At 43.6% G+C, this 21,451-nt stretch carries 12 protein-coding genes and 2 tRNA genes; 10 read left to right on the top strand and 4 right to left on the bottom strand.

The genetic code is table 11. The features are described from left to right. Positions 1 to 94: 94 nt before the first annotated feature. The gene (locus tag C7391_RS07985; RefSeq protein WP_133518030.1) at positions 95 to 1,276 is read right to left on the bottom strand and encodes a redox-regulated ATPase YchF; all 1,182 of its coding nucleotides are present in this window, start codon (positions 1,274 to 1,276) and stop codon (positions 95 to 97) included. A gap of 195 nt (positions 1,277 to 1,471) precedes the next feature. On the opposite strand from C7391_RS07985, the gene C7391_RS07980 reads away from it, so the two are divergent. From C7391_RS07980 to C7391_RS07935, 10 genes are all read left to right on the top strand, one after another. Further along, entirely contained in the window at positions 1,472 to 2,689 is a 1,218-nt protein-coding gene (locus tag C7391_RS07980) for an AI-2E family transporter (protein WP_133518029.1), read from the top strand. 108 nt (positions 2,690 to 2,797) lie between these two features. Beyond that, positions 2,798 to 2,869, top strand: a tRNA-Arg gene (locus C7391_RS07975). 95 nt (positions 2,870 to 2,964) lie between these two features. Further along, positions 2,965 to 3,036, top strand: a tRNA-Arg gene (locus C7391_RS07970). A 117-nt stretch (positions 3,037 to 3,153) separates the two neighbouring features. Further along, the gene (locus C7391_RS07965; protein WP_133518028.1) at positions 3,154 to 3,462 is read left to right on the top strand and encodes a hypothetical protein; all 309 of its coding nucleotides are present in this window, start codon (positions 3,154 to 3,156) and stop codon (positions 3,460 to 3,462) included. 242 nt (positions 3,463 to 3,704) lie between these two features. After that, positions 3,705 to 4,952: a peptide chain release factor aRF-1 gene (gene prf1, locus C7391_RS07960; protein WP_133518027.1), complete on the top strand. Its 1,248-nt coding sequence runs from the start codon at positions 3,705 to 3,707 to the stop codon at positions 4,950 to 4,952. Positions 4,953 to 5,000: 48 nt separating this feature from the next. Continuing rightward, the gene (locus tag C7391_RS07955; RefSeq protein WP_166627461.1) at positions 5,001 to 5,636 is read left to right on the top strand and encodes an L-threonylcarbamoyladenylate synthase; all 636 of its coding nucleotides are present in this window, start codon (positions 5,001 to 5,003) and stop codon (positions 5,634 to 5,636) included. Continuing rightward, positions 5,637 to 5,885, top strand: a complete 249-nt coding sequence (locus tag C7391_RS07950) for a hypothetical protein (protein ID WP_133518025.1) — start codon at positions 5,637 to 5,639, stop codon at positions 5,883 to 5,885. A 59-nt stretch (positions 5,886 to 5,944) separates the two neighbouring features. Further along, positions 5,945 to 9,502, top strand: coding sequence for a DNA polymerase II large subunit (locus tag C7391_RS07945; protein WP_133518024.1), 3,558 nt, complete (start codon positions 5,945 to 5,947; stop codon positions 9,500 to 9,502). 88 nt (positions 9,503 to 9,590) lie between these two features. Next, a complete protein-coding gene (locus tag C7391_RS07940; protein WP_133518023.1) occupies positions 9,591 to 9,776 on the top strand; it encodes a hypothetical protein in 186 nt (61 codons plus the stop codon). A 626-nt stretch (positions 9,777 to 10,402) separates the two neighbouring features. Beyond that, positions 10,403 to 11,998, top strand: coding sequence for a GLUG motif-containing protein (locus C7391_RS07935; protein ID WP_133518022.1), 1,596 nt, complete (start codon positions 10,403 to 10,405; stop codon positions 11,996 to 11,998). Between the two features lie 149 nt (positions 11,999 to 12,147). Here C7391_RS07935 and C7391_RS07925 read toward each other — a convergent pair whose 3' ends face one another. From C7391_RS07925 to C7391_RS07915, 3 genes are all read right to left on the bottom strand, one after another. Then, complete coding sequence (locus C7391_RS07925) at positions 12,148 to 14,064, bottom strand: methyltransferase cognate corrinoid protein (protein WP_133518020.1); 1,917 nt, start codon at positions 14,062 to 14,064, stop codon at positions 12,148 to 12,150. Between the two features lie 376 nt (positions 14,065 to 14,440). Continuing rightward, positions 14,441 to 16,663: an InlB B-repeat-containing protein gene (locus C7391_RS08675; protein WP_449288501.1), complete on the bottom strand. Its 2,223-nt coding sequence runs from the start codon at positions 16,661 to 16,663 to the stop codon at positions 14,441 to 14,443. A gap of 3,128 nt (positions 16,664 to 19,791) precedes the next feature. Then, on the bottom strand, positions 19,792 to 21,405 hold the full coding sequence (locus C7391_RS07915) for a TCP-1/cpn60 chaperonin family protein (RefSeq protein WP_166627460.1): 1,614 nt from the start codon (positions 21,403 to 21,405) through the stop codon (positions 19,792 to 19,794). Positions 21,406 to 21,451: the final 46 nt, after the last annotated feature.

The following is a 21,451-nucleotide window of genomic DNA, read 5'->3' as shown; positions in this document are numbered from 1 at the left end:
ATTGAAGCTCTGATTTTTAATTTTGTCTTATTTTTACTTTATTTTGATTTAACTTTATTTTGATTTATTTTACCCTGTTTTGCTTTATTTAATCTTATTTTGCCGTTGAAACAATTTTAATGACATCGCCGTTTTGAAGCTCATGTTTTTCGGCAAGGCGCATTTTGGTTCGGGCATCCACCGCATACAAGAAGTGATCACCGATATCTGTGTGAATTCTGTAAGCCATATCTTTGCAGGTTGATCCGCGTTTCATTAAGTAAGCGTCGGGAAGCATGTCGCCGGTTTTGTTTGTCCATTTTCCTTCATCTTCGACCGGATAAACGACAATCATGTCCAAAAGCTCAAAAACCGCGCGGTTAATGCATTCTTGAACACCGGTACTGCCATGCGTTTCAAGCAAATGCTGAACGGCATTTAATCCTTTTTCCTGCGCCGGATTCAATTCGGTAGCAACTTCAAAACTGCCGGCACCGGGCGTGTAGCGGATAATGCCTGTTTTTGCGGCGGATTTTAAAGCCAATTCAGCGGCGGCGCTTGTCGGGATGATGGTTTTTTCATCGGATTGGACAAGCGAAATTCCCAATCCGTCAAGCACATCAAATTTGTTGGCGGCAATTATCATCGGTTTGCTTTCCTTTCGAATACTTCGGCAAAGTTTAATCATATCATCTTCAGACCATTTCGTCGGCTCAACCGAATACAAATCGGAATCGTGGAGCGCATAATTGGCATGCTCGATTGTCACGCCTGCACCGCTGAGCTGGTCGGCAACCGCTTCTTCGATTTTAATGCCTTCCGCTTTAATTTTGCGGGAAAGTTTTGACCAATTGCGATTGAGGATTTCAAACATCCACATTTCAAGCTCGTAATCCAAGAACTCGATGTCGGCGGCAGGATTTCCGGACCCGGGATCAATCGGATTTCCTTCGGCGTCTGTTGAAGCTGACGCGTCGACGACGTGAATGATGGCTTGCGCTTGCCTCAGATCATCTAAAAAGGCATTCCCAAGACCCTTTCCTTTGTGCGCGTCCGGAACGAGACCGGCAACGTCAATAATATCGATTGGCACATAACGGATACCGTCTTTGCATTTGCCGCAGCGGTTATCTCTTTCCATGCACGAGCAGGGTGTTTGAATGTAAGCGACACCGTGATTGGCGTGAATCGTTGTAAAAGGATAATTTGCAATCTCAACATCCGCCATTGTAACGGATTTAAAAAAAGTGGATTTACCGGCGTTCGGTTTTCCCGCAAGCCCTAAAGTCATTGACATAAGAGATGAATAGGGTCTGCAATGATTTAAAGTTTTTACGGGAATTAATAACAATATAATTATAACAACAATTAAAATTTAAATGATTCCGGAAATTTGTATCATATGAAAACTATAAAAGGCAAAACAACCTAATCAATTTGAAAACTTTTAAAAAAACATAAAACGGAATAACAGTCAGGTTTGAGATACAAAATGGGATTGTCAATTAACAAAAAAGTATGGCAGTACATATTGATTGTAGCTGCGCTTCTATTCGTTGTGATCGCATTTCTTTTTTACATCAAACCGGTGTTTATTGCCCTTGTGTTGGGTGTTTTGGCAACAGTTTTGCTGAACAAAATCATTGAAATATTCAATAAAGCGACCGAAAGCTGTTCGTCAATGAAACGAAAAGCCATTGCGCTTGTCAGTTCTGTTTCGGTTGTTCTTGTGATATCGATTTTGGTTTTTGCAGGTGCCATGAACTTAATGGCGAATTTCAATACGGTTCTGGATTCATTGAACGATTTCACGGACCAGTATAATGAAACTGCCGAAAATATGGCAGAAGACATTACAAATATAACAATTGAAGAACGCCAGATTGTGATTCCCGGCGAGGTTCCGGAGGCAGATTCTGAAAACGGGTCATATAAGATGACGTCAGACCCGCCGCCCGCTTCAAATACACCACTCGGCATACATTTGTTAAGTTACGAATTAAGCACAACAAATGTCATCAAATCAGTTTTAACATCCGGCGGCGGAATTATGTCGTCGACGACTGAAACGATTTCGTTCATCGGAACAACCGTGTTTGCTTCTTGTTTGATAATTCCGATTATGGCCGGCTATTATTTTAAAGAAAAAGGAAATGTGCGCAACGGCTTCATTTCTATGATTCCGGACAAATATAAGGACGCTGTCATCACAACCATTCGGGATATTACCAATGACATGGGCGCTTACACACTCATGAAAATATTGGAAGCGTTTGTCATTATGTTCCTTTATTGCGCAGGATTTTATGTTGTCGGAATTCCGCATTGGCTTTTTGCCGGAATTTTGATGGGGTTATTCAACATCGCCCCTTACATTGGTTTTATTCTGCCGGCAATCCCCGTCACCGTTTACGCGTACACGCTCGGAACGGAAGTGATGCTTGCCGTCGTCGGAATTGTTGTTGTCATCCAACTCTTTGACTTCTTCTTCATTTTGCCGGACATGGTGATGAAAACAGTCAAGGTCAGCTCTTTTACCGCCGTGATTCTCACGCTTGCCGGTCTTAAGATTGCCGGTGTTTTCGGATTGGTATTTGCGGTGCCTCTATACATATTCTGTAAAATTATATTGCATGCCTGCTACAAGATGCTGGTTTCAATGTATCCGGACCCGACAGATCCGAATGAAGTTTATTTGGATGAAGGTTAATATTGAAAATTTGCGAGATTGTTTCAGAAAACGCTTTCATGTCATCTCGCCTCATCATTCCGATAATAAGGTTTATATTCTATATCAGCTATTCATGATTCTCGGCGTGTCCTGGTAGGGTAGTGGATATCCTGGAAGCCTGCGGAGCTTTCGACTTGAGTTCGAGTCTCAGCCGGGACGCTTAAATAAATAAAATCAGGCGGTCGTTTTAATAAAAAATGACCGCCTTTTTTGTTTTATTCATCATTCCATTCATCATTTCATTTTAACTGACAGCCCCGATAGGGTAGCGGATATCCTGAGAGCCTCCGGAGCTTTCGACCTGAGTTCGAATCTCAGTCGGGGCGTTTTTTTCAATATTTGAGTTAATTCTCAAACACCGTTTTTGACAAATCATGTGAACTTCGGGTACGACCGCTAATTCCGAATTTCGACCTGAGCAAAGCGAAGAGCGAAATCGGAATTTGCGGCTGCTCAAAGAAGAAGATGCAAACAAAAAACGCATCTTGTCGATGCTTGCATTGTCACTTGCGTTTGCTTTGCTGTGTACATCTGCTCATTTTTATCACACCCGTTCGCTTGCGCGAACGGTAGCGGTGTTACCTTATGGTTTGCGTTACTACTGTTACCTTACGGTTAGCGTTACTGCTGCTACCTTGTCGTTTGCGTTGCCGCTGCTACCTTACCGCTCCCGCTTCCCGGCGCGCGCGAACGGCTCGGGTTTTAAACAAATGAAAAAGGATCCCATATTTTTAATAAAGAAACCAAAATGAAAAATGAACCCAAAAAAAGAAACAAAACGCTGTTCTCTCAGATTAGTTTATAATTTATGAGTTCTTTTAAGTCTCAAATTCAAATCAACAAATTGATCTTATTATGACATATATGACATACAAAATTTACAGAAACGGTTGACAGATTCAAGGCGGCTGAAAGGAAAAAGCTGCCATAGGAAACTGAATCGAATTGAAGCTGTTTATGACTATTATTTAATGATTATCGGAGTGCATTTATTATGGCAGAAACGTCAGCACATGACAAATATGAATTCAAAAAAACGCTTGAGATCCTCCGCGACAAAAAAGGAAGAAGCACGGAATTGGTCTCACTCTATATCCCCGGAGATAAACAAATATCAGACGTGACCGCGGATTTGCGTGAAGAACACAGCCAAGCGTCAAACATCAAATCCAAATTGACGAAAACGAATGTTCAGGGCGCAATTGATTCGCTTTTGGCAAGACTCAGATATTTGGATAAAGTGCCCGAAAACGGCATCGTATATTTTACCGGCGCGGTGGACATCGGCGCGAACAAAACAAGCATGGAAAGTTACGTCATCAATCCGCCGGAACCGATTGTGACTTACAAATATCACTGCAACTCTGAATTTTTCCTTGAGCCGCTGGAATATATGCTCAAAGAAAAAGGAACGTTCGGCCTCCTTGTGATGGACAGAAGAGAAGCTACCATCGGAACGCTTGTCGGCAAAAAAATTGAAGCGCACCGCCGACTGACATCGACTGTCCCCGGAAAGCAGCGCAAAGGCGGTCAGAGTGCCCAGCGTTTCCAGAGTTTAAGATTGATTGCAATTCATGATTTCTACAAGAGAATCGGTGACGCGGCCAGTGAAATTTTCCTGACGGTCGAGCCCAAAGAATTCAAAGGCATTCTCATCGGCGGCCCGTCCCCGACAAAAGAAGAGTTTCAAGATGGCGAATTTTTCCATCACGAACTTTTGAAAAAAGTCATCGGTCTCTTCGACATTGCTTATACCGATGAATCCGGTCTTCATGAACTTGTGAACGCTGCGGCTGACAAGCTCACGGATTTAGAGCTAATGGAGCAGAAAAACATCATGAAGCAGTTCTTCAAAGAATTGATTGCCGAATCCGGACGCGCTTCTTACGGTGAAAAAAGCGTCCGCTCCAATTTGGAAATCAACGCCGTTGAAATGCTGATTCTCTCCGAAGATTTAAGAGCGGAAAGAATGACGGCAACCTGTCAAAGCTGCGGTGAGCTGAACCAGAAAACACGCACCTGGCGTCCGGGAGAACATATTCCCGACATCGGCAACTGTTCCAAATGCGGCGCGGAATTATCAGATATTGAAATCAGAGACGTTGTTGACGAGCTTTCGGAATTGGCTGATAAATCCAATTCAATCGTTCACTTTATTTCAACAGACTTTGATGAAGGCAACCAGCTGATGTCCGCTTTCGGCGGCATTGTCGCTGTTTTAAGATACAACACCGGCCAGTAATCAGGCCGGCTTAATCCCTTTTGATAAAACCTAAGCGGGATGATTGAAATGCCGAAAACAGAAATTTATGCGTTGGAGGATTTTGAAACCGCTGTTCAGGCAGCAGCTGATGCTCTCATTACTGGAAAAATCGCGGCATTCCCGACGGAAACGGTTTACGGACTCGGCGCGTGCATTTCAAATGAAAACGCTGTTTTAAAAATTTATCAAGCCAAAGGGCGGATTCCCGAAAAACCGCTCAGCGTTTTAATATCGTCTGCGGAAGACATGAAATTAATTGCAGAAGAAATCCCAAAAGAAGCGCAAAAACTCGCGGAAGCCTTTTGGCCGGGACCGATGACGATTATATTAAAGAAAAAAGCGAATATTTCGGACAAAATCACGGCGGGAAGAGAAACAGTCGGTCTTCGTGTGCCGGCGCATCCTGCCGCGATTGAGATTGTGCGCCGTGCCGGTCCGCTTGCGTGTCCGAGCGCAAACAAATCCGACGGCAAAGAGCCGAAATCCGCAGCGGATGTTTTAGCGGATTTGGACGGGAAAATTGATTTACTCATTGACGGCGGAGAAACTGAAATTCAAAAACCGTCGACAATTATTGACTTAACGGTAACGCCGCCGAAAATTTTAAGAAAAGGCGGGCTGGATATACCGGAAATTGTAAAATGTATCGGGGAGGTCTTATGAGTGAACGCAGAAAAGAAAGCAAAAATCAGAAGCAAATCGCAGGGAAAACAAATCACTGAAACCGTCAAAACCATCAATATCATCAACTTGGTGATTATTGTCGGCGGTTTTTTCTTAATGATTTTAAACCTCAGCCCGCTGATGACAAGAATCGGCCAGGGATTGATTTTTGCCGGCGCATTTATTATCGTGCTGACAATTATTTTCCAGCTGATGATGGCAAACAAAATAAGAAGCGGAAAACTTTAATTCCGTTTCGGCTCTTTTTAGATTATTGCTTTTTTTAACACATTTTGACAGGCAAAACTATGGAGAAAAAACCGGCGCAAAGCGAAGCCATGCAGAAATATTTCGATTCGTTGGAAGCGAAATTATTCACAGAGATGGAAATAGCGAACGCCGCCCGCTCCAAAGGAGAAGATCCGCATCCTTATGTTGAAATTCCGCTGGCAAAAGACCTCGCCGACCGTGTTGAAAATTTAATCGGCGTCAAAGGTGTCGCGAAACGTCTTCGTGAAATCGAAGAAGAAGGGAAAAACCGTGAAGAATCAGCCCTCTTAATCGCAAAGGAAATTGCGGAAGGAAAAGTCGGCGGATTTACGACAAGAGAACAGTCGGTTGACGCTGCAATTCGCGTGTCGATGGCGGTCATCACAGAAGGCGTCGTCGCCGCGCCGATTGAAGGCATTGCCGAAGTCAAGATTGATAAAAACAGTGACGGCACTGAATTTTTAAGAATTTATTATTCCGGCCCGATTCGCAGTGCCGGCGGAACTGCGCAAGCGCTTTCTGTTTTGGTCGGCGATTATGTGCGCCGCAGTCTCGGTCTGGACCGTTTTAAACCGCGCAAAGAATTGGTGGAACGCTACGCCGAGGAAATTCGAATTTACAAAAGAACGGCGTCGCTTCAATATTCCCCGACAGATGATGAGATTCGCCTCATTGTTGAAAATTGTCCGGTTTGCGTTGACGGCGACGCAACGGAAGAAGCGGAAGTTGAAGGCTATCGAAATATGCCCGAAATCCCCGGAAACCGTCTTCGCGGCGGCATGGCACTTGTGATTGCCGAAGGCATGATTTTAAAAGCGCCGAAAGTGAAGAAGCACGTCGATAATTTGAGCATGGATGGCTGGGAATTTTTAGATAAACTCATCGCCGGAACGAAAACGGAAGATAAAAAAGGCGACGATACGCCTGCAGCATCCGGCAAACCCGGAGCCGTCACGCTGAAAATCAAGCCCAAAACAAAGTATATTCAGGATTTAATCGCCGGCCGCCCTCTTTTTTCGCATCCGTCCCGTGAAGGCGGTTTTCGTTTAAGATACGGTCGCTCCAGAAATACATCGTTTGCCGCGGCCGGAATCAGCCCCGCCGGCATGTTCATTTTAGATGATTTTATTACAAACGGAACGCAGCTGAAAGTGGAGCGTCCCGGAAAAGCGGCCGGAATGGCAGCCGTTGACTCGATTGAAGGCCCGACGGTTCGTCTGAAAAACGGCGACGTTGTTCGCGCCGATGACGGAAAAACGGCTCTTCAAATCAAGCCTGATATTGAATTCATTATTGACATCGGCGAGATTTTATTCAATTACGGGGACTTTTTAGAGAATAATCATCAGCTGATGCCGTCGCCGTATTGTTTTGAGTGGTGGCTTTACGATTATGAAAACGGATATAACCGTTTAAAAGAGGAAAAAAAGGTCGACATTTCCCGTTTCCCGAATCCCGACGATGTTGAAAAATTAAAACACGTTTCGGAAGAAGAAGCTCTTTTATTTGCCGATGCCGGGATTCCGCTTCACCCTGATTATAACTATTTATGGCATGATTTGTACTTGGAAGAATTGGAAAAAATAGCGGATTTCATTGCCGAAAACGGTAAATTGGAGGATTATGAATACGAAACGGAAAGTGTTTCGTGTTTGTCACTCCCCTACGAAAAATCAGTCGATGACGGCATCAAACCGCTTTTGGAAAACATTTTAATTTTACATAAAGTCAGAGAAATCGACGGTGAAAAACGGATTTTGATTGCACCGCCGACACACGTTTTAAGATGTCTCAGCGTGACGGTTGAAAAAGATAAATCGTTTAAAAAAGCATGGACAAGTGAAGAAATCAAATCAGCCGGCATTGAACTAACCATTGACGCCGTCAGCAAAATTTCAAATATGACGGTCAAAGCCCGTGCCCCATCCAGAATCGGCGCGCGTATGGGACGACCGGAAAAATCGGCGCTTCGTAAGATGTCACCGGCAGCGCAGGTTCTTTTCCCGATCGGCGAACACGGCGGGAAAACAAGAAACCTCGTCAACGCTTCCGAATACCGCGAAGATATGAACGCGACGACCGGTAAATTTGAAATTAAGATCGGGATGCGTGTCTGTCCGCGCTGCGGTCGGGAAACACACAAATGGCGATGCGGCTGCGGTGAATTTACAATCGAGCGACTGTTTTGTCCGCGCTGCGGGATTGAAACATCGGATTCGAAATGCCCGAAATGCGAAAAGCCGACAATGGGCGGTCGCAAAAAAGCAATTGAATTCCGCCCGATATATAAAGAAGCCATCGAGCGTCTCGGTGTTCGCGATAATTTTGATTTAATCAAAGGTGTCAAGGAATTAATGAGCCGGGCAAAAACCCCGGAACCGCTTGAAAAAGGAATTTTGCGCGCGCTTCATGATGTTTATATTTTCAAAGACGGAACCGCCCGTTATGATATGTCCGACATTCCGTTAACGCACATTCGCGCCGACGAGCTCGGCATTACCGCTGAAGATTTGAAAAAACTCGGATATGAAAAGGACATTTACGGCAAGGATTTGGAATTAGATGACCAAGTTGTCTGCCTTTTTGTTCAGGATTTGATTATTTCCGTTGATTGTGCCGAATATTTATTGAAAACAACGCAGTACATTGATGATTTGCTGAAAAAATACTATGGTGTCGACCCGTATTACAACTGTAAAACCATTAAGGATCTGCTCGGCGTGATGGTCATCGGATTGGCGCCGCACACATCGGCCGGCGTTTTGGGCCGCTTGGCAGGCTTTACAAAAGCATCTGTCGGATTCGCGCACCCGTATTTCCACGCTTCCAAACGCCGGAACTGTGACGGTGACGAAGATTGTGTCATGCTGCTGCTTGACGGTATGCTCAACTTTTCACGCGAATATTTGCCGGACAAACGCGGCGGTCAAATGGATGCCCCGCTGGTTTTAACAATTCGCATTGACCCGAATGAAATTGATAAAGAAGCGCATAATATCGACATGTGCGCTCGGTATCCGCACGCTTTTTATTTAGCAACGGAAGAATACAAAAATCCGGCCGAAATTTCAAAAATAATGGATTTGGTCAGCAGCCGCCTGAAAACGCCGGATCAGTATGAGAATTTCATGTTCACGCACGGCACGACAAACATCGCAAGCGGCCCGGCGTTCTCCGCATACAAAACATTGGAAACGATGACGGATAAAATGGAAGCGCAGCTTCAGCTGGCTGAAAAAATCCGCGCGGTGGATGAATCTAATGTTGCCGAACTTGTTTTAAAATCACATTTCCTCCCGGATATTATGGGAAACCTCCGCGCGTTTTCAAAACAGACTTTCCGCTGCATCAAATGTGAAGCGAAATACCGACGCCCGCCTTTGACGGGAACATGTCCGAAATGCGGCGGCGGAAACATTATTTTAACTGTTCATGAGGGCGCAGTTCGAAAATATGTGGAAGTTTCAAAAGAAGTCGCAATCAAGTACCACGTTTCTGAATACACGCTTGAGCGGATTGAACTCTTAGAACAGGATATCATTCAGACATTTGAAAATCATAAAATAAAGAAGACTTCTTTGACTGATTTTATGTAAAAAAATTTTGTTCGGCTTCGCCTCACAAAATTTCAAGGCGGGGGGAGGGCGGTGTTTGTGAAACGCTGCGCGTTTTAGGGCTACGCCTATGGTTGGAGGAGAGTGTTTGTTGAAAACGCTGCGCGTTTTGCGGCTTCGCCTCACAAAATTTCAAGGTGGGGGGAAGGCGGTGTTTGCAGAAATCGCTTTGCGATTTTTTGGCTTCGCCGTCGATTGGAGGGCGGTGTTTGTGAAAAATCGCTTCGCGATTTTTAGCGGCTCACGCCGCGCGTGACTCGCTCCATTTTCAAAAAAGTTTGCAAAAAAACATGTCCGTTTTTCAAAAATAAATCAATTCACGACGCCTTTTCGTATCCCGATAGATTTACAAAAAAATTGCTCGCTTCACTCACAATTTTTCATAAGCGAGAGTGGGCGGCGTTTGTTGAAAACGCTGCGATTTTTGCGGCTTCGCCATTGGTTTCGGGTGTTTATCGGGAAGCAGGGTGTTTAAAAATTGTTTATTTCATTTACAATTTTGAGAGATGTTTTGCGTTTTTCAAAGTTGCTGCGACGGAATTGAAATTTTTTTTAGAAAACTTTTATAACTTTGAAGGGAAGATAAAAACATATTTTTTAGGCAAATAATTACATTTGAAAAATTATATATAGAATGGTTTTTGTTTTTTTATTTGACGGTGTAGGTCAATAGATTTTAAAGCTTGTTTTTTGATTTGTATTGATTATAAAAATGGCAACCGTTGCAGACATTTTTAAAAAATGGAAATTATATGAATCTGAAAAATATGACAACTTATGTTTCAGATTTATAAGATAACAAAAATATCGCCGGCGAGAATGTATTCGGCGAGATTTAAAAACAAAAACGACAACTTTGCCCATTTCAGGAGTGAAGGACATATGTATTTAAAAACAGAAAAAACGAAAACAATATTAATTTCATGTATAGTTGCTTTAGCAATCGGTTTTTGTCTTTGCGGAACAGCATCCGCCGCATTTGCAGGTGGCGACGGTTCACCGGAAGACCCGTTTCAGATTGAAAATGTAAACCAATTAAAAGAAGTATCAGAAAACTTGGATGCCGGTTTTAGATTAACAAAAGATATTCAAATTACAGACAGCGAATGGCATCCGATCGGCACATCTTGGGAACCGTTTACCGGAACATTTGACGGCCAAGGCCATTCAATCACATTTACAAAAGCAACAACATTTATTGATGCAGAAGATCCCGGGTCTACGGAAAATTACGGATTATTCGGCACAATTAGAAAAGGTGATGACGTAACCGAAATAATTGACGGGGAGGAAGTTGTTACAAAAGAAGCAATTGATCCCTTCGTTCGCGATTTAAAAATTATTATGAACGGTGATTTCTTAGTTATGGGCGGACCGTTCGGTTCACTTGTCGGAAAAACAGAATATGCTTTGATTGAAAACTGTTCCGTTAAAGGAAATTACGTCATTCGCGCTGCCGAAAATGCCGATGAAGATTTCATTAGAAAAGTCGGCGGTCTCGTGGGAGAGGCAAGATATTCGGAAATCAAATATTGTTCCGCAACTCCCGATATCAAAGTCGGTTCCGAGAGAGGAGGTCTCATCTCTTACGCATGGGACTCCACTGTTTCCGTAAGCTTTGCAACCGGCGACATTTACAGCGACTCCTATGATACATATGGTTCCTTACTTGGCGGCTTAATCGGAAGTGTAAACTCCTCTTGTATTATTGAGAATTGTTATTCATCCGGAAACATAAGCGGTGCCGGAGAAGATATCGTCGGCGGTTTAATTGGAAAACCCGACACATCAACAATCAGAAATTGTTATTCCTCAGGATTCATTTCAAAAAGTAAATTTGTCGGCGGCTTAGGTTTCCCGGACAGATATGTCAACAAATCTTTCCCCCAATTATGCACATTCGAAAACTCATATTACGACATTGAGAATTTATTTTTCGGAGAAGACTTATACGAATATTATCACACTGACGTTTTGGTAATTCCGGAACTGGAAGACGAAGAACTTGGCAGAACAACTGAAGAAATGAAATCATTCATGACTTTCGCGGACTCCGGCTGGGATATTTCAGACAATCCTGAAGGAAATACAATCTGGTATATCAATGAAGGCGTTACATACCCGTTATTCGAATATAAAGATAAAGAAGACAGAGATGATGACAAAAACAGCACAGGTGGAAACGGTGGCGGCAGCGGAACGGGAAGCGCAACCGTCGTTGAAAATAACGAACCGCAGAAGGATATAACGGAAATGAAACCGCCCGGAACCTACGTTCCTGCCGCGGCAGGTAATGAAGCCGGCAGTGCAGCAGGCAGTGCGACAGGCGGCGCAACCGTTCAAGGCGGCGCACAGAACACTGAAGCAGACGGGCCCAAAGACGGCAACGCAGGAAACGCATGGGCGATTTTCATCCCGCTGTTTGTGGTCATTTGTATCTGTGTCTTGTATTTCGGATATAAACATTCAAAAAGATGAAAAATTGCCGCTTCAGCAAAATCTCATCCATCCTCAAATATTCAGCACCACCGGTGCCGATCACAACATACAAATTGCGAAGCGGCAGTATTGCATTATTGAGTGCAACATCTGCCGTTTCTTCTATTTTTTCGGGACCGTATATGAGGTCAGCCGATAATTTGTTTGTATCTGTCTTCACCGACTTCTTTGACGGTTTCAACCATGGTTCGAACAGCCATCAAAGAGCCTTCCGGCGGCACTTCACAACCGGTTGACAAGACATATTTGGATTGGCGGCCGTTGTCTTTGAGTGTTGTCAAAACACCATCCATCAAGTTGACTGTGTCGTTTCTGATATTTTGGAAAGTTTGCTCGTCGTTGTTCATGAACTGAATCGGCTCAACTTCACCGAACATACAGCAGATGTCGGAATATTCCGGAATCAAATCGGCATAGTTCTTGGATCCTTTGTCTCTGTTCTTCTCGTAGTAAGCGTAGCTGTACATGGAAGTTCCGAACTTGCGGATCTGGATGTCGAAGTGAACGGCGTCAGCGCAGTTGTGAATGACATACGGCGCGTCATATTTCTTGAAAATGGGCAGCTGTCGGTCATAAACATATTTGCCGTCAAATTCCCAATACTGGTCGGCACTCATGATCACATTGTTGGACCAAAGGTTGTCGACACAAATCGCATCGGCTGCGCCTTGATCGAAGAATTCGGTTGACACTTCGCAAACGAAATCCGTGATTTTATCGAGTGCTTTATGAACGTCTCCCGGATTTGTTTTCATGTCATACAAAACGCGATCTGCGCCCATTGCCTGTGTTAATGTGAGCAACGGACCTTCATGGAAAGCAACAAATGGCGCGCTTGTTTCTTCGCGGTGCATTTTTTCTTTCGCGTCTTTGCCGGCCATAATGTGGTTGTAGATTCTGGTTCCTTTCTTAACTTCAGGGATTTCGATGTCTTCGTAATCCTTGAGGTGGGTTGTAATAGAAGCTGTGTCCTCTTCAGGGATTGTGACACCGGCACCGATATCGTTTGCCATGATGGACAAATCCGTTAAACCGACAAATGTGTCCATATCAAGATATTTGGCAGCGGCATAAGTCACATCACCGAATTTCTCGGGAACCGTTGCGTATTCTTTGTAGGAACACGGCACGAGTTTTCTGACAACACTACACGCCAGCGGCGAAACCGGAAGACGGTCAACTTTCTTGTCATCAAGCGCCGAGAAAACACGATCCATGTGAGTCATCTTAGCTGCTTTGATAGTGCCGACTTTATTGTATTCTTCTAAGACTTTCTTTGCGGATTCGGCACCGATGTTTCCGACAGCACCTGCAGCCGCTTTCTTTTTGAGAACCGCGTCTTTGTATTTTGTCTTTGTAACGCTTAACTTTGAGTCGCTCCAGCGTTCTTCTGCCGGGCCGAGTTTGGAAGTGGCTTCTTTTGCAAACAAAACTGCGCCGGCTGCATCTTTTGCGGTGCCGTCAGCGCCGACGGTTTGGGCGTATTGCGGAGAAACCGGCGCGCCGCCGACCATGAAAACAAGGGAGTCGCGGTAACCGTTTTCAAGAAGCATTTCCGAAATTTTGTCCATGCCGGTCATGGTTGTGGTCATGAGCGCGCTGACAGAAATCAAATCGGCTTTGTTTTCTTTCGCTGCTGCGATAAAGTTTTCCAACGGAACATCGTTGCCGAGATCAATCATTGAAAAACCGGCGGCAGCCATCATTGTTTTAACAAGATTTTTACCGATGTCATGAACATCTCCCTCAATTGTTCCGATGATACCGGTAACGGCGCGATTTGCACTGTTCACTTTAATATGAGGCGTTAAGACATCCATTCCTTCATACAAAGCAGACGAAGCAATCATTAAATGGGGAACGAAAACTTCTCCGCGTTCGTATTTGTCTCCCATGACAGCCATCCCTTTGGCCAATCCGTCAACAATCGCTTCTTGCGGGTCAATTCCTGCATCCAATGCTTTTTGAGCAAATTCAACAGCTGCATCATCGTCGCCGGAAATTACGGCGTCAGCTAATGCTTTTAAAATTTCTTCTTTTGACATTTCTATCACCATATTTGTAAAACTGTGTTCAAAAAACACAAAAACACACACGTTTTTATTTTAAATTTAAAATAAAAACTAAAACGTTTTTCGTCGACACGATTTTGTGTCAAAATAAAGACGAGCCGTAGATATATAATATAAACTTTATGTGAAAATCAATAACAGAATTTAGATTCATCCAAAAAACAGAATTAATGACAGAAATAAAAATAACGATGTTAAAATATATAGAAAGACAGGAATAAAACGTGGTCACAAAAAATCTTGTTAAACAGGATTTTGAAAATTATATAAATAGAGAAATGAGAAAGCATCAGCCAAAAATTAAAAAATTTGAGAAAAAGATTTTACATTTTAACAAAATCTTTTCCTCTCAATTTTGGTCTCTTCTAACGTAAATGAATAGGTAGATAGCGATTGCTGTAAAGAAGAGAAGAGATGCAATCGGATCTGCTGATTCTGTCGGCGGTTCGGGCGGTTCGGGCGGCTCGGGCGGAATCGGCGGTTTCGGGGGAACCGGCATCGGATCAATAACTTCACCGCTGCCTGTGCCGTTACCATTGCCGTTGCCACCAGATTTATACCACTGAGCATAAAGTACCGTATTTTCAGTGATCCTAAAAGTGTCTCCTGTTTTGTAAAGATCGCCTGATCCTGCCTGATCTTTTGCCCACCCTTTGAAGATGTAGCCGCTGTAATCCATTGAATGGGATTGAACGGTAACGTTTTCATTATACTGATAACCGATTCCGTCTATCGGAATACCGGTTCCTGTGTAGCCGTTACCGTTGTAAGTGACAGTAAAGCTGTCAGATGTTCTGTCAGTCCAATTTGCTTTTAGAACGACGTCTGAAGCAGGCATATAGAAGAGCTCGGTGCCGTCACCATTAAAGTGATCAAAATTCGCATTGGGCGGATTGTTTTCAGGAACTTCAACAGGGGGAGTGACGTCCCAGCCATTGAATTCATAGCCAATCCGAATCAAATGTGTTCCGTCTTCAACCGGCACACGGTCATTTTCATTATATCTGACTTCTGCAGGCAGGTTTCCGATGACGTCACCGGATGCATCTGTTGTATATGTGACTTTGTAAACACCTTCAAACCAAACAGCATACAGGTCCGTAAATGTGCCTTCAGCGGTCATATTCTTTGTTTCGTCTTGTATATAATCAATATTTTGTGATTGATCTTCGTTCCAGCCACCCAAGACATGACCTGCTTTTGTAAATCCTGTATCAGTCGCATTTGCAATTTTTACTACTTCTTTGTCATCGTAATAAATTGTGACAGGAGTGTTTGCATTATCAGCACCGTTCGGATGATAATTGATACTGTATGTGTAAACTGTAGAGTCGCCCCAAACGGCATACAGGTTTACATTTTTAGCGGGCATTGTGAAAAGGCTGCCAATGTAGTAGTCGATGTCGGTTGGTGTCGGGTTTGCGGTTTCGGACCAGCCTATGAGAGTGTAACCTGTATTTGCGAAGTTGACTTCGGTTTCGTTATAGAGTTGTACGTTATCGTTTGCTTGTAAATCAGGGATTATGACTTCGGTTGTGTTGATTCCGTCTAATCCTCCGTTCGGGTGATAGGTGAGAGTTCGAAGACCTGTGTCAAGAGTCCATTTAGCGTAGAAGGTTTGAGCGCCGGTACTGCCTTGAGTGATGGCAGGAACGGAAACGGGAGATTGAAGACCGGAATCAGTGTACCAACCTTCGAAAATGTAACCTTCTTTTGTCGGTGCTTTCAGTGTAATGTCGGGACTGCTCACGTTGTAAGTAGACGGGTTATCGGCATGGTTGGTACCGCCGTTTAACTCGTAATTGATTGTGTATTGCGTAAAGTTAACAGTGTCCCAAACAGCTTCAAAGGATCTGTCACCGGTACTGNNNNTGTCGGCATGGTTGGTACCGCCGTTTAACTCGTAATTGATTGTGTATTGCGTAAAGTTAACAGTGTCCCAAACAGCTTCAAAGGATCTGTCACCGGTACTGCCGGAAGAAATCGTGCCGACCGGATCCCAGGAAACGAAAATGTAACCTTCTTTTGTCGGTGCTTTCAGTGTAATGTCGGGACTGCTCACGTTGTAAGTAGACGGGTTATCGGCATGGTTGGTACCGCCGTTTAACTCGTAATTGATTGTGTATTGCGTAAAGTTAACAGTGTCCCAAACAGCTTCAAAGGATCTGTCACCGGTACTGCCGGAAGAAATCGTGCCGACCGGATCCCAGGAAACGAAAATGTAACCTTCTTTTGTCGGTGCTTTCAGTGTAATGTCGGGACTGCTCACGTTGTAAGTAGACGGGTTATCGGCATGGTTGGTACCGCCGTTTAACTCGTAATTGATTCCATACTCAATCACATTCCACTTTGCATAAAGTGTAATATCCCCAACAACTTTCGAAACCTCGAGATCCCACTCATCCCCGCCGTTAGGCTCAGTATACCACCCGCCAAACGCATATCCGACCCTTTCGGGAATATTTTGAACTCCGACTGAACTGTTATAAGGAACACCTGTCACCGGGTTGGGAGAAGGCATATTTGTAACAGTATCTGTCCCCGCGTTCTTATCAAAAGTAACATTATACATCATGGTAGTTTTGTTTTTAATAAGCCAATCATCTTCACCGGATGCATTTAATTCTGCAGCTCCCCAAGCGTATAATTTATTCGGAGTAACTGTTGTATTGAATACGGATGTAGAATTGTTTGTTACTGTTTTAAATTTAGTGAGAGTGCCTGGATTATTAGGATCATCACTCATCGCGATAAACAAATCCCAGTTCCTTGAGCCGGAATAATTGTAAGAGTAATTAAGTTCTTCATGGTCAAGAATGACACTGATATTTCTTTGAGTTCCGATTTTTTCCTTTTGTTCAACTTTAATATCTGTCAGATAAAGCAAATGAGAAGCATCTGCGTTCGGGTCTGCTGTTTGCCAAGCCAAAATAGGAAGTTTATATTTGTCAGGAGTAGAGGAATAATCGGTTTTCCAAACAGTTGTTTCATTTGTGAAAGTGTCGGGCCAAGAACTGTTAGTTGTATTAGAATACTTGTTCCAGAGATTGTAAGATTTAACAAAAGTAACTTTGCCGCCAAGTTTGTTTGAAATTTGACCGGTTCCGTTTTTTATACCATTCCATGCAAAAAAATTTGAGCTGTTGCTGGAAAAAGTACCTGTAGCAAAAACATCTGACGTGTTACTTCCATTAACATACGCGTTAAGAGCAAGAGAATTGGTAACTGGAGCGTAATTGGCACTAAGACCGATCAAACCTGCCGCATCTTTTCCCGTAACATTACCCGTTGCATAACAAGAATGAACCTCAACCCATTGGATTCGACCAACCAACCCGCCTGCATAACCGGAAGTTCCCGTAACATTACCGGTAGCATAAGAATTATAAAGACTACCATTTCCGAAAAAGCCTCCCAATCCGCCAACATTGTTTGTTCCGGTTACATCACCTGTAGAGAAAACTTGCTTATGGACAGCCCTATGATTCAGACCAAGATAACCACCGACATTTTCATTTCCTGAAACGGTTCCGGTTGCAGAATTGTTTTGATTACCGCCCCCTTCTTCAGAAAAACCGACAAATCCTCCGACATTGTTTCCTGTTGCAATTACATTTCCTGTAGCAGAAGAGTCGGTCGTTGATGTTTTAAACATATGACCGGCGAGCCCGCCAACATTATCCTTACCGCTGACAGCCCCTGTTGCTGAAAAATGGTGTGCATTACCTGCAGAAGCAATATATCCAAATAAACCGCCGACATTATCTCCGGTTGCAGTCACAGTTCCGGAAGCAGAAAGATAATTACGGTTACCCGTTGAACTAGATCCGATTCCGCCACCGACAGAATTTCCACCTGAAACAGAACCGGTTGCTTTGGAATTATATAAATTACCGCCTGTATAAAGACCAAAAAGACCGCCGACATTATCTCCGGTACTACTGACGGTTGCGCTGGAATTGGCACGTTCCGCATTCCCGGTCATACTACCGGCAATACCGCCGACATTGTTCCCGGTTGCATGAACAATTCCGGAAGAAGAAGCATTGTCAAACTGAATACCTATCCCTGCCAACCCGCCGACATGGTTCACGCCGGTAACATCTACTGAGACATGTGTGTCATTAATACTGCCGCCAGACATACTTCCGATAAGACCGCCGACATTATCAGCAGTGCCTACGACTGTTATATCACTGGCTGCTGTACCTAAAATCGAAGTGCCCGATGTTGCACCAAAAAAACCCCCGACATTGTTTCTTCCGTCAATAGTTCCGCTAACAGCACAATTAGTAAAGCTGCCGTAACCGAACGAGCCTGCAATACCGCCGATATTATCAGTACCGCTAACAATGCCATTAAAATTACAATTAGAAATAAGTGCACTGTTGGTGGGAATAATATGTGAACCGATGATACCGCCGACATTATTCACTCCATCAATATTACCATTGGTAACAATACATCCTGTCACACTGCCGTAACTGAAAGTTCCGACAATGCCACCGACATTGTTTCCGGTACCGGCAATATTACCGCTGAAATCACAGTTAGAGATTTTACCTCCTAAATTTCCGATAAGACCGCCAACGGATGCACCATTAACAGAGTATGGTTCCTCTACGACAACATGACAATTATCAAGAATCAGCGCATTACTGCTGCTTAAACTGGAACCGACAAGAATACCGAAAGATGAAGATTCAGTAGCAGTAGAACTATTAAGAGAGACATTAGAAGAAACAACAACAGTTAAATTAGAAATAACAGCAATGTCGTTCGAATAATTGGTGTTATGATAAACATCCCCAAAGATACCATAAGAACCAATGCCATCGGCTGAGAAAACAACACCGTCAGGGGATGAAGTTTTTATAGTGATTGTATGACCGGCACCATCAAAAGTACCTGAAAATTTTCCTGCCGACCCGTCGGATTGGTCACCGATGGAGAGCCAACCCCCATTATTACCAATTTCGATATTGTTTCCTAATTTATAATGGAGAAAAGGGGAACCATGCAAAGATATAAAGTCCACATCATTTTGAATTATGAGAGGATTGTCAATTGAACCATACGCGGGACCACCGGGGTTTGGATTTGGAGCAAAAGCAGTAGCAACCCCGGACATTAATAATATAATCAATAAAGCGAAGAATATCAAACGAAACGATTTGACTCTCATAATATAACACCATTAAAACGTTTTATCAAATATCCAATGAAATAAAATTTAAATGACAATGCAAAGATAATTTAATAGAATAATACCATAGAGACATTATAAACCTTTTTATGTTATTTACGCTCACCGAGGCTACGCCATTATATGCCCCGATAAAAAAGTATAATCCCGATTAAACCAAACCAATAACTATCGACTGAGTAGAGATAGAATATAAAAGAAATGATATAAAAAATAACCCCTTAAAATGATATAAAAAAACAACCCTATATAATGATATAAAAATATCGGTAAAAATGAAAACAATATAAAATAATAGAGATTGTTATTTAACAGATTTAATCAAAAAAGAGAAAAGATGAGAGGATTTCCCCGACAAAATACTGAAAAGTCGCTTCACGATTTATAGCGGATGCCGCCACCGACACCCGCCGCACGCGAACAGCACAAATTTTTCAAAAAAAAGAAATCCGTTCTGACATTTATCAAAAAAATAATAAAAAAGTGAGGAGATTTTACCTTTTCAGCAAAATCTCATCCACTCTCAAAATATTCATCGCCGTCTCAGTCGCTGCAACCAATGCGTATTTCTTAACAGTAGCGCAATCATAAACGGCAGGCGAATTGCCGACAACATGACGACACACATCTAATCGGGCGTCAATGCCGTCTTCCTGCTGAGCGGATAAATCAATCATAGCATCCGTGACATCCATTCCGATGTTGGAAGCGAGCGTTTTTGCCAAACTTTCGACCGCGTCTGCAAATGCATTGACGGCCAGTTGCTCTTTGCCGGTCAAAGTGTTGGCATAAATTCGAAGCGAGCGGGAGAGGAAATATTCCGTTCCGCCGGCACCGGTAACGACATACGGGTTTTTAATCAGCAAGGCGGCGTTGTTGAGCGCGTCGTCTGCGGCTTCTTCGATTTTTCCGAGACCGTATTTCATCGGCTCGTGAATTAAAACGGTTGTTACCGGCTGATAATCGACTTTGAGATAAGCGAATGTTTCATAACGCTTTTTAATGACTTTAATTTCATCCGCGTAACCGAGAGAGCGGTTCATGTCTTCAACGCTGTCATGAATTTTCATAAAGTCGGCACCGGTTGCTGCTGAAACGTATTCCATGTCTTTCATTTTCAAGCGTTTGTAAACAAGAATCTTTTTTCGTGCCAATGCTTCCTCGATATGGAAATCGACTTCGCCTTCGCAGAAAATGAGGTTAGCGCCGCTTTCAATGATTTTTTCGGCATATACGTAAGCGGCTGCTTTTCGGGCATCTTTGAATTCAAATGCGGTTTCGGGTTTATCAATGCGAACAAAATGCTGCGGATTGACATAACCGCTTTCCGGCTTAATGTCGTTTCTCAAAAGCAAAATCGCCGGATTTTGAAGATGTTTCGGCATATCATCGCGCGCCGGCGTTTCATCTAAGATTACGCCTGAAAATGAAAGCACATCGGGAGAGCCGACCTTTTTCAAAACTTTGACATTCTTTTCCAAATCCAAAAACGATCCGCCGGTTTGACGATCCAGTTCCCGAACCGTTTGAAGCATGGCTTCCGCCAATCTGTCAGCCTGATCTTCCAAAATTCCTTTGCCGAACGCAGCGGATTTGACGGCAGAAAGCATCATTGCGTCATCCGCATCCTCTGCGACGTATTCCATCATTTCATACGCTTTGCCCATTGCCATTTCATACCCGCGGGCAATCACGGCAGGATGAACGTTTTTGCGAAGCAGCGGCAACGCATTCTTCAACAAACTGCACGCCAGCAAAAGCGCGGTTTTCGTTCCGTCACCGCAGGATTTGTCCATGGACTGACCCAGGCGTTTCAAAGAAACAGCAACCGGATGAAGAACATCAATTTCTTTGATAATGGTTTTGCCGTCGCTTGTCATATAAACATCGCCGGCCGGACCGTAGACGAGTTTATTCATGCCGCAGGGACCGAAAGATGAGGCCAACATCTCACGAATATCCGTGACCATCGTTTCAATATGAAACAGGAGCTGATCATCTTCGACAGGACCGTCGACCGCGACGCGTTCCCTGATTTGGCGGACAAGTTCATCCGTCACCTCAGGCATTTGATTTCTGCCCGACATCGGGCGTGTAATTGCAGACACATTCATAACCTCCATACATCTGTCATTTCAGTAATACAACCCGTTT

Source organism: Methanimicrococcus blatticola (genome assembly GCF_004363215.1).
Taxonomy (GTDB): domain Archaea; phylum Halobacteriota; class Methanosarcinia; order Methanosarcinales; family Methanosarcinaceae; genus Methanimicrococcus; species Methanimicrococcus blatticola.
This window is presented reverse-complemented; position numbering and strand designations above follow the sequence as displayed.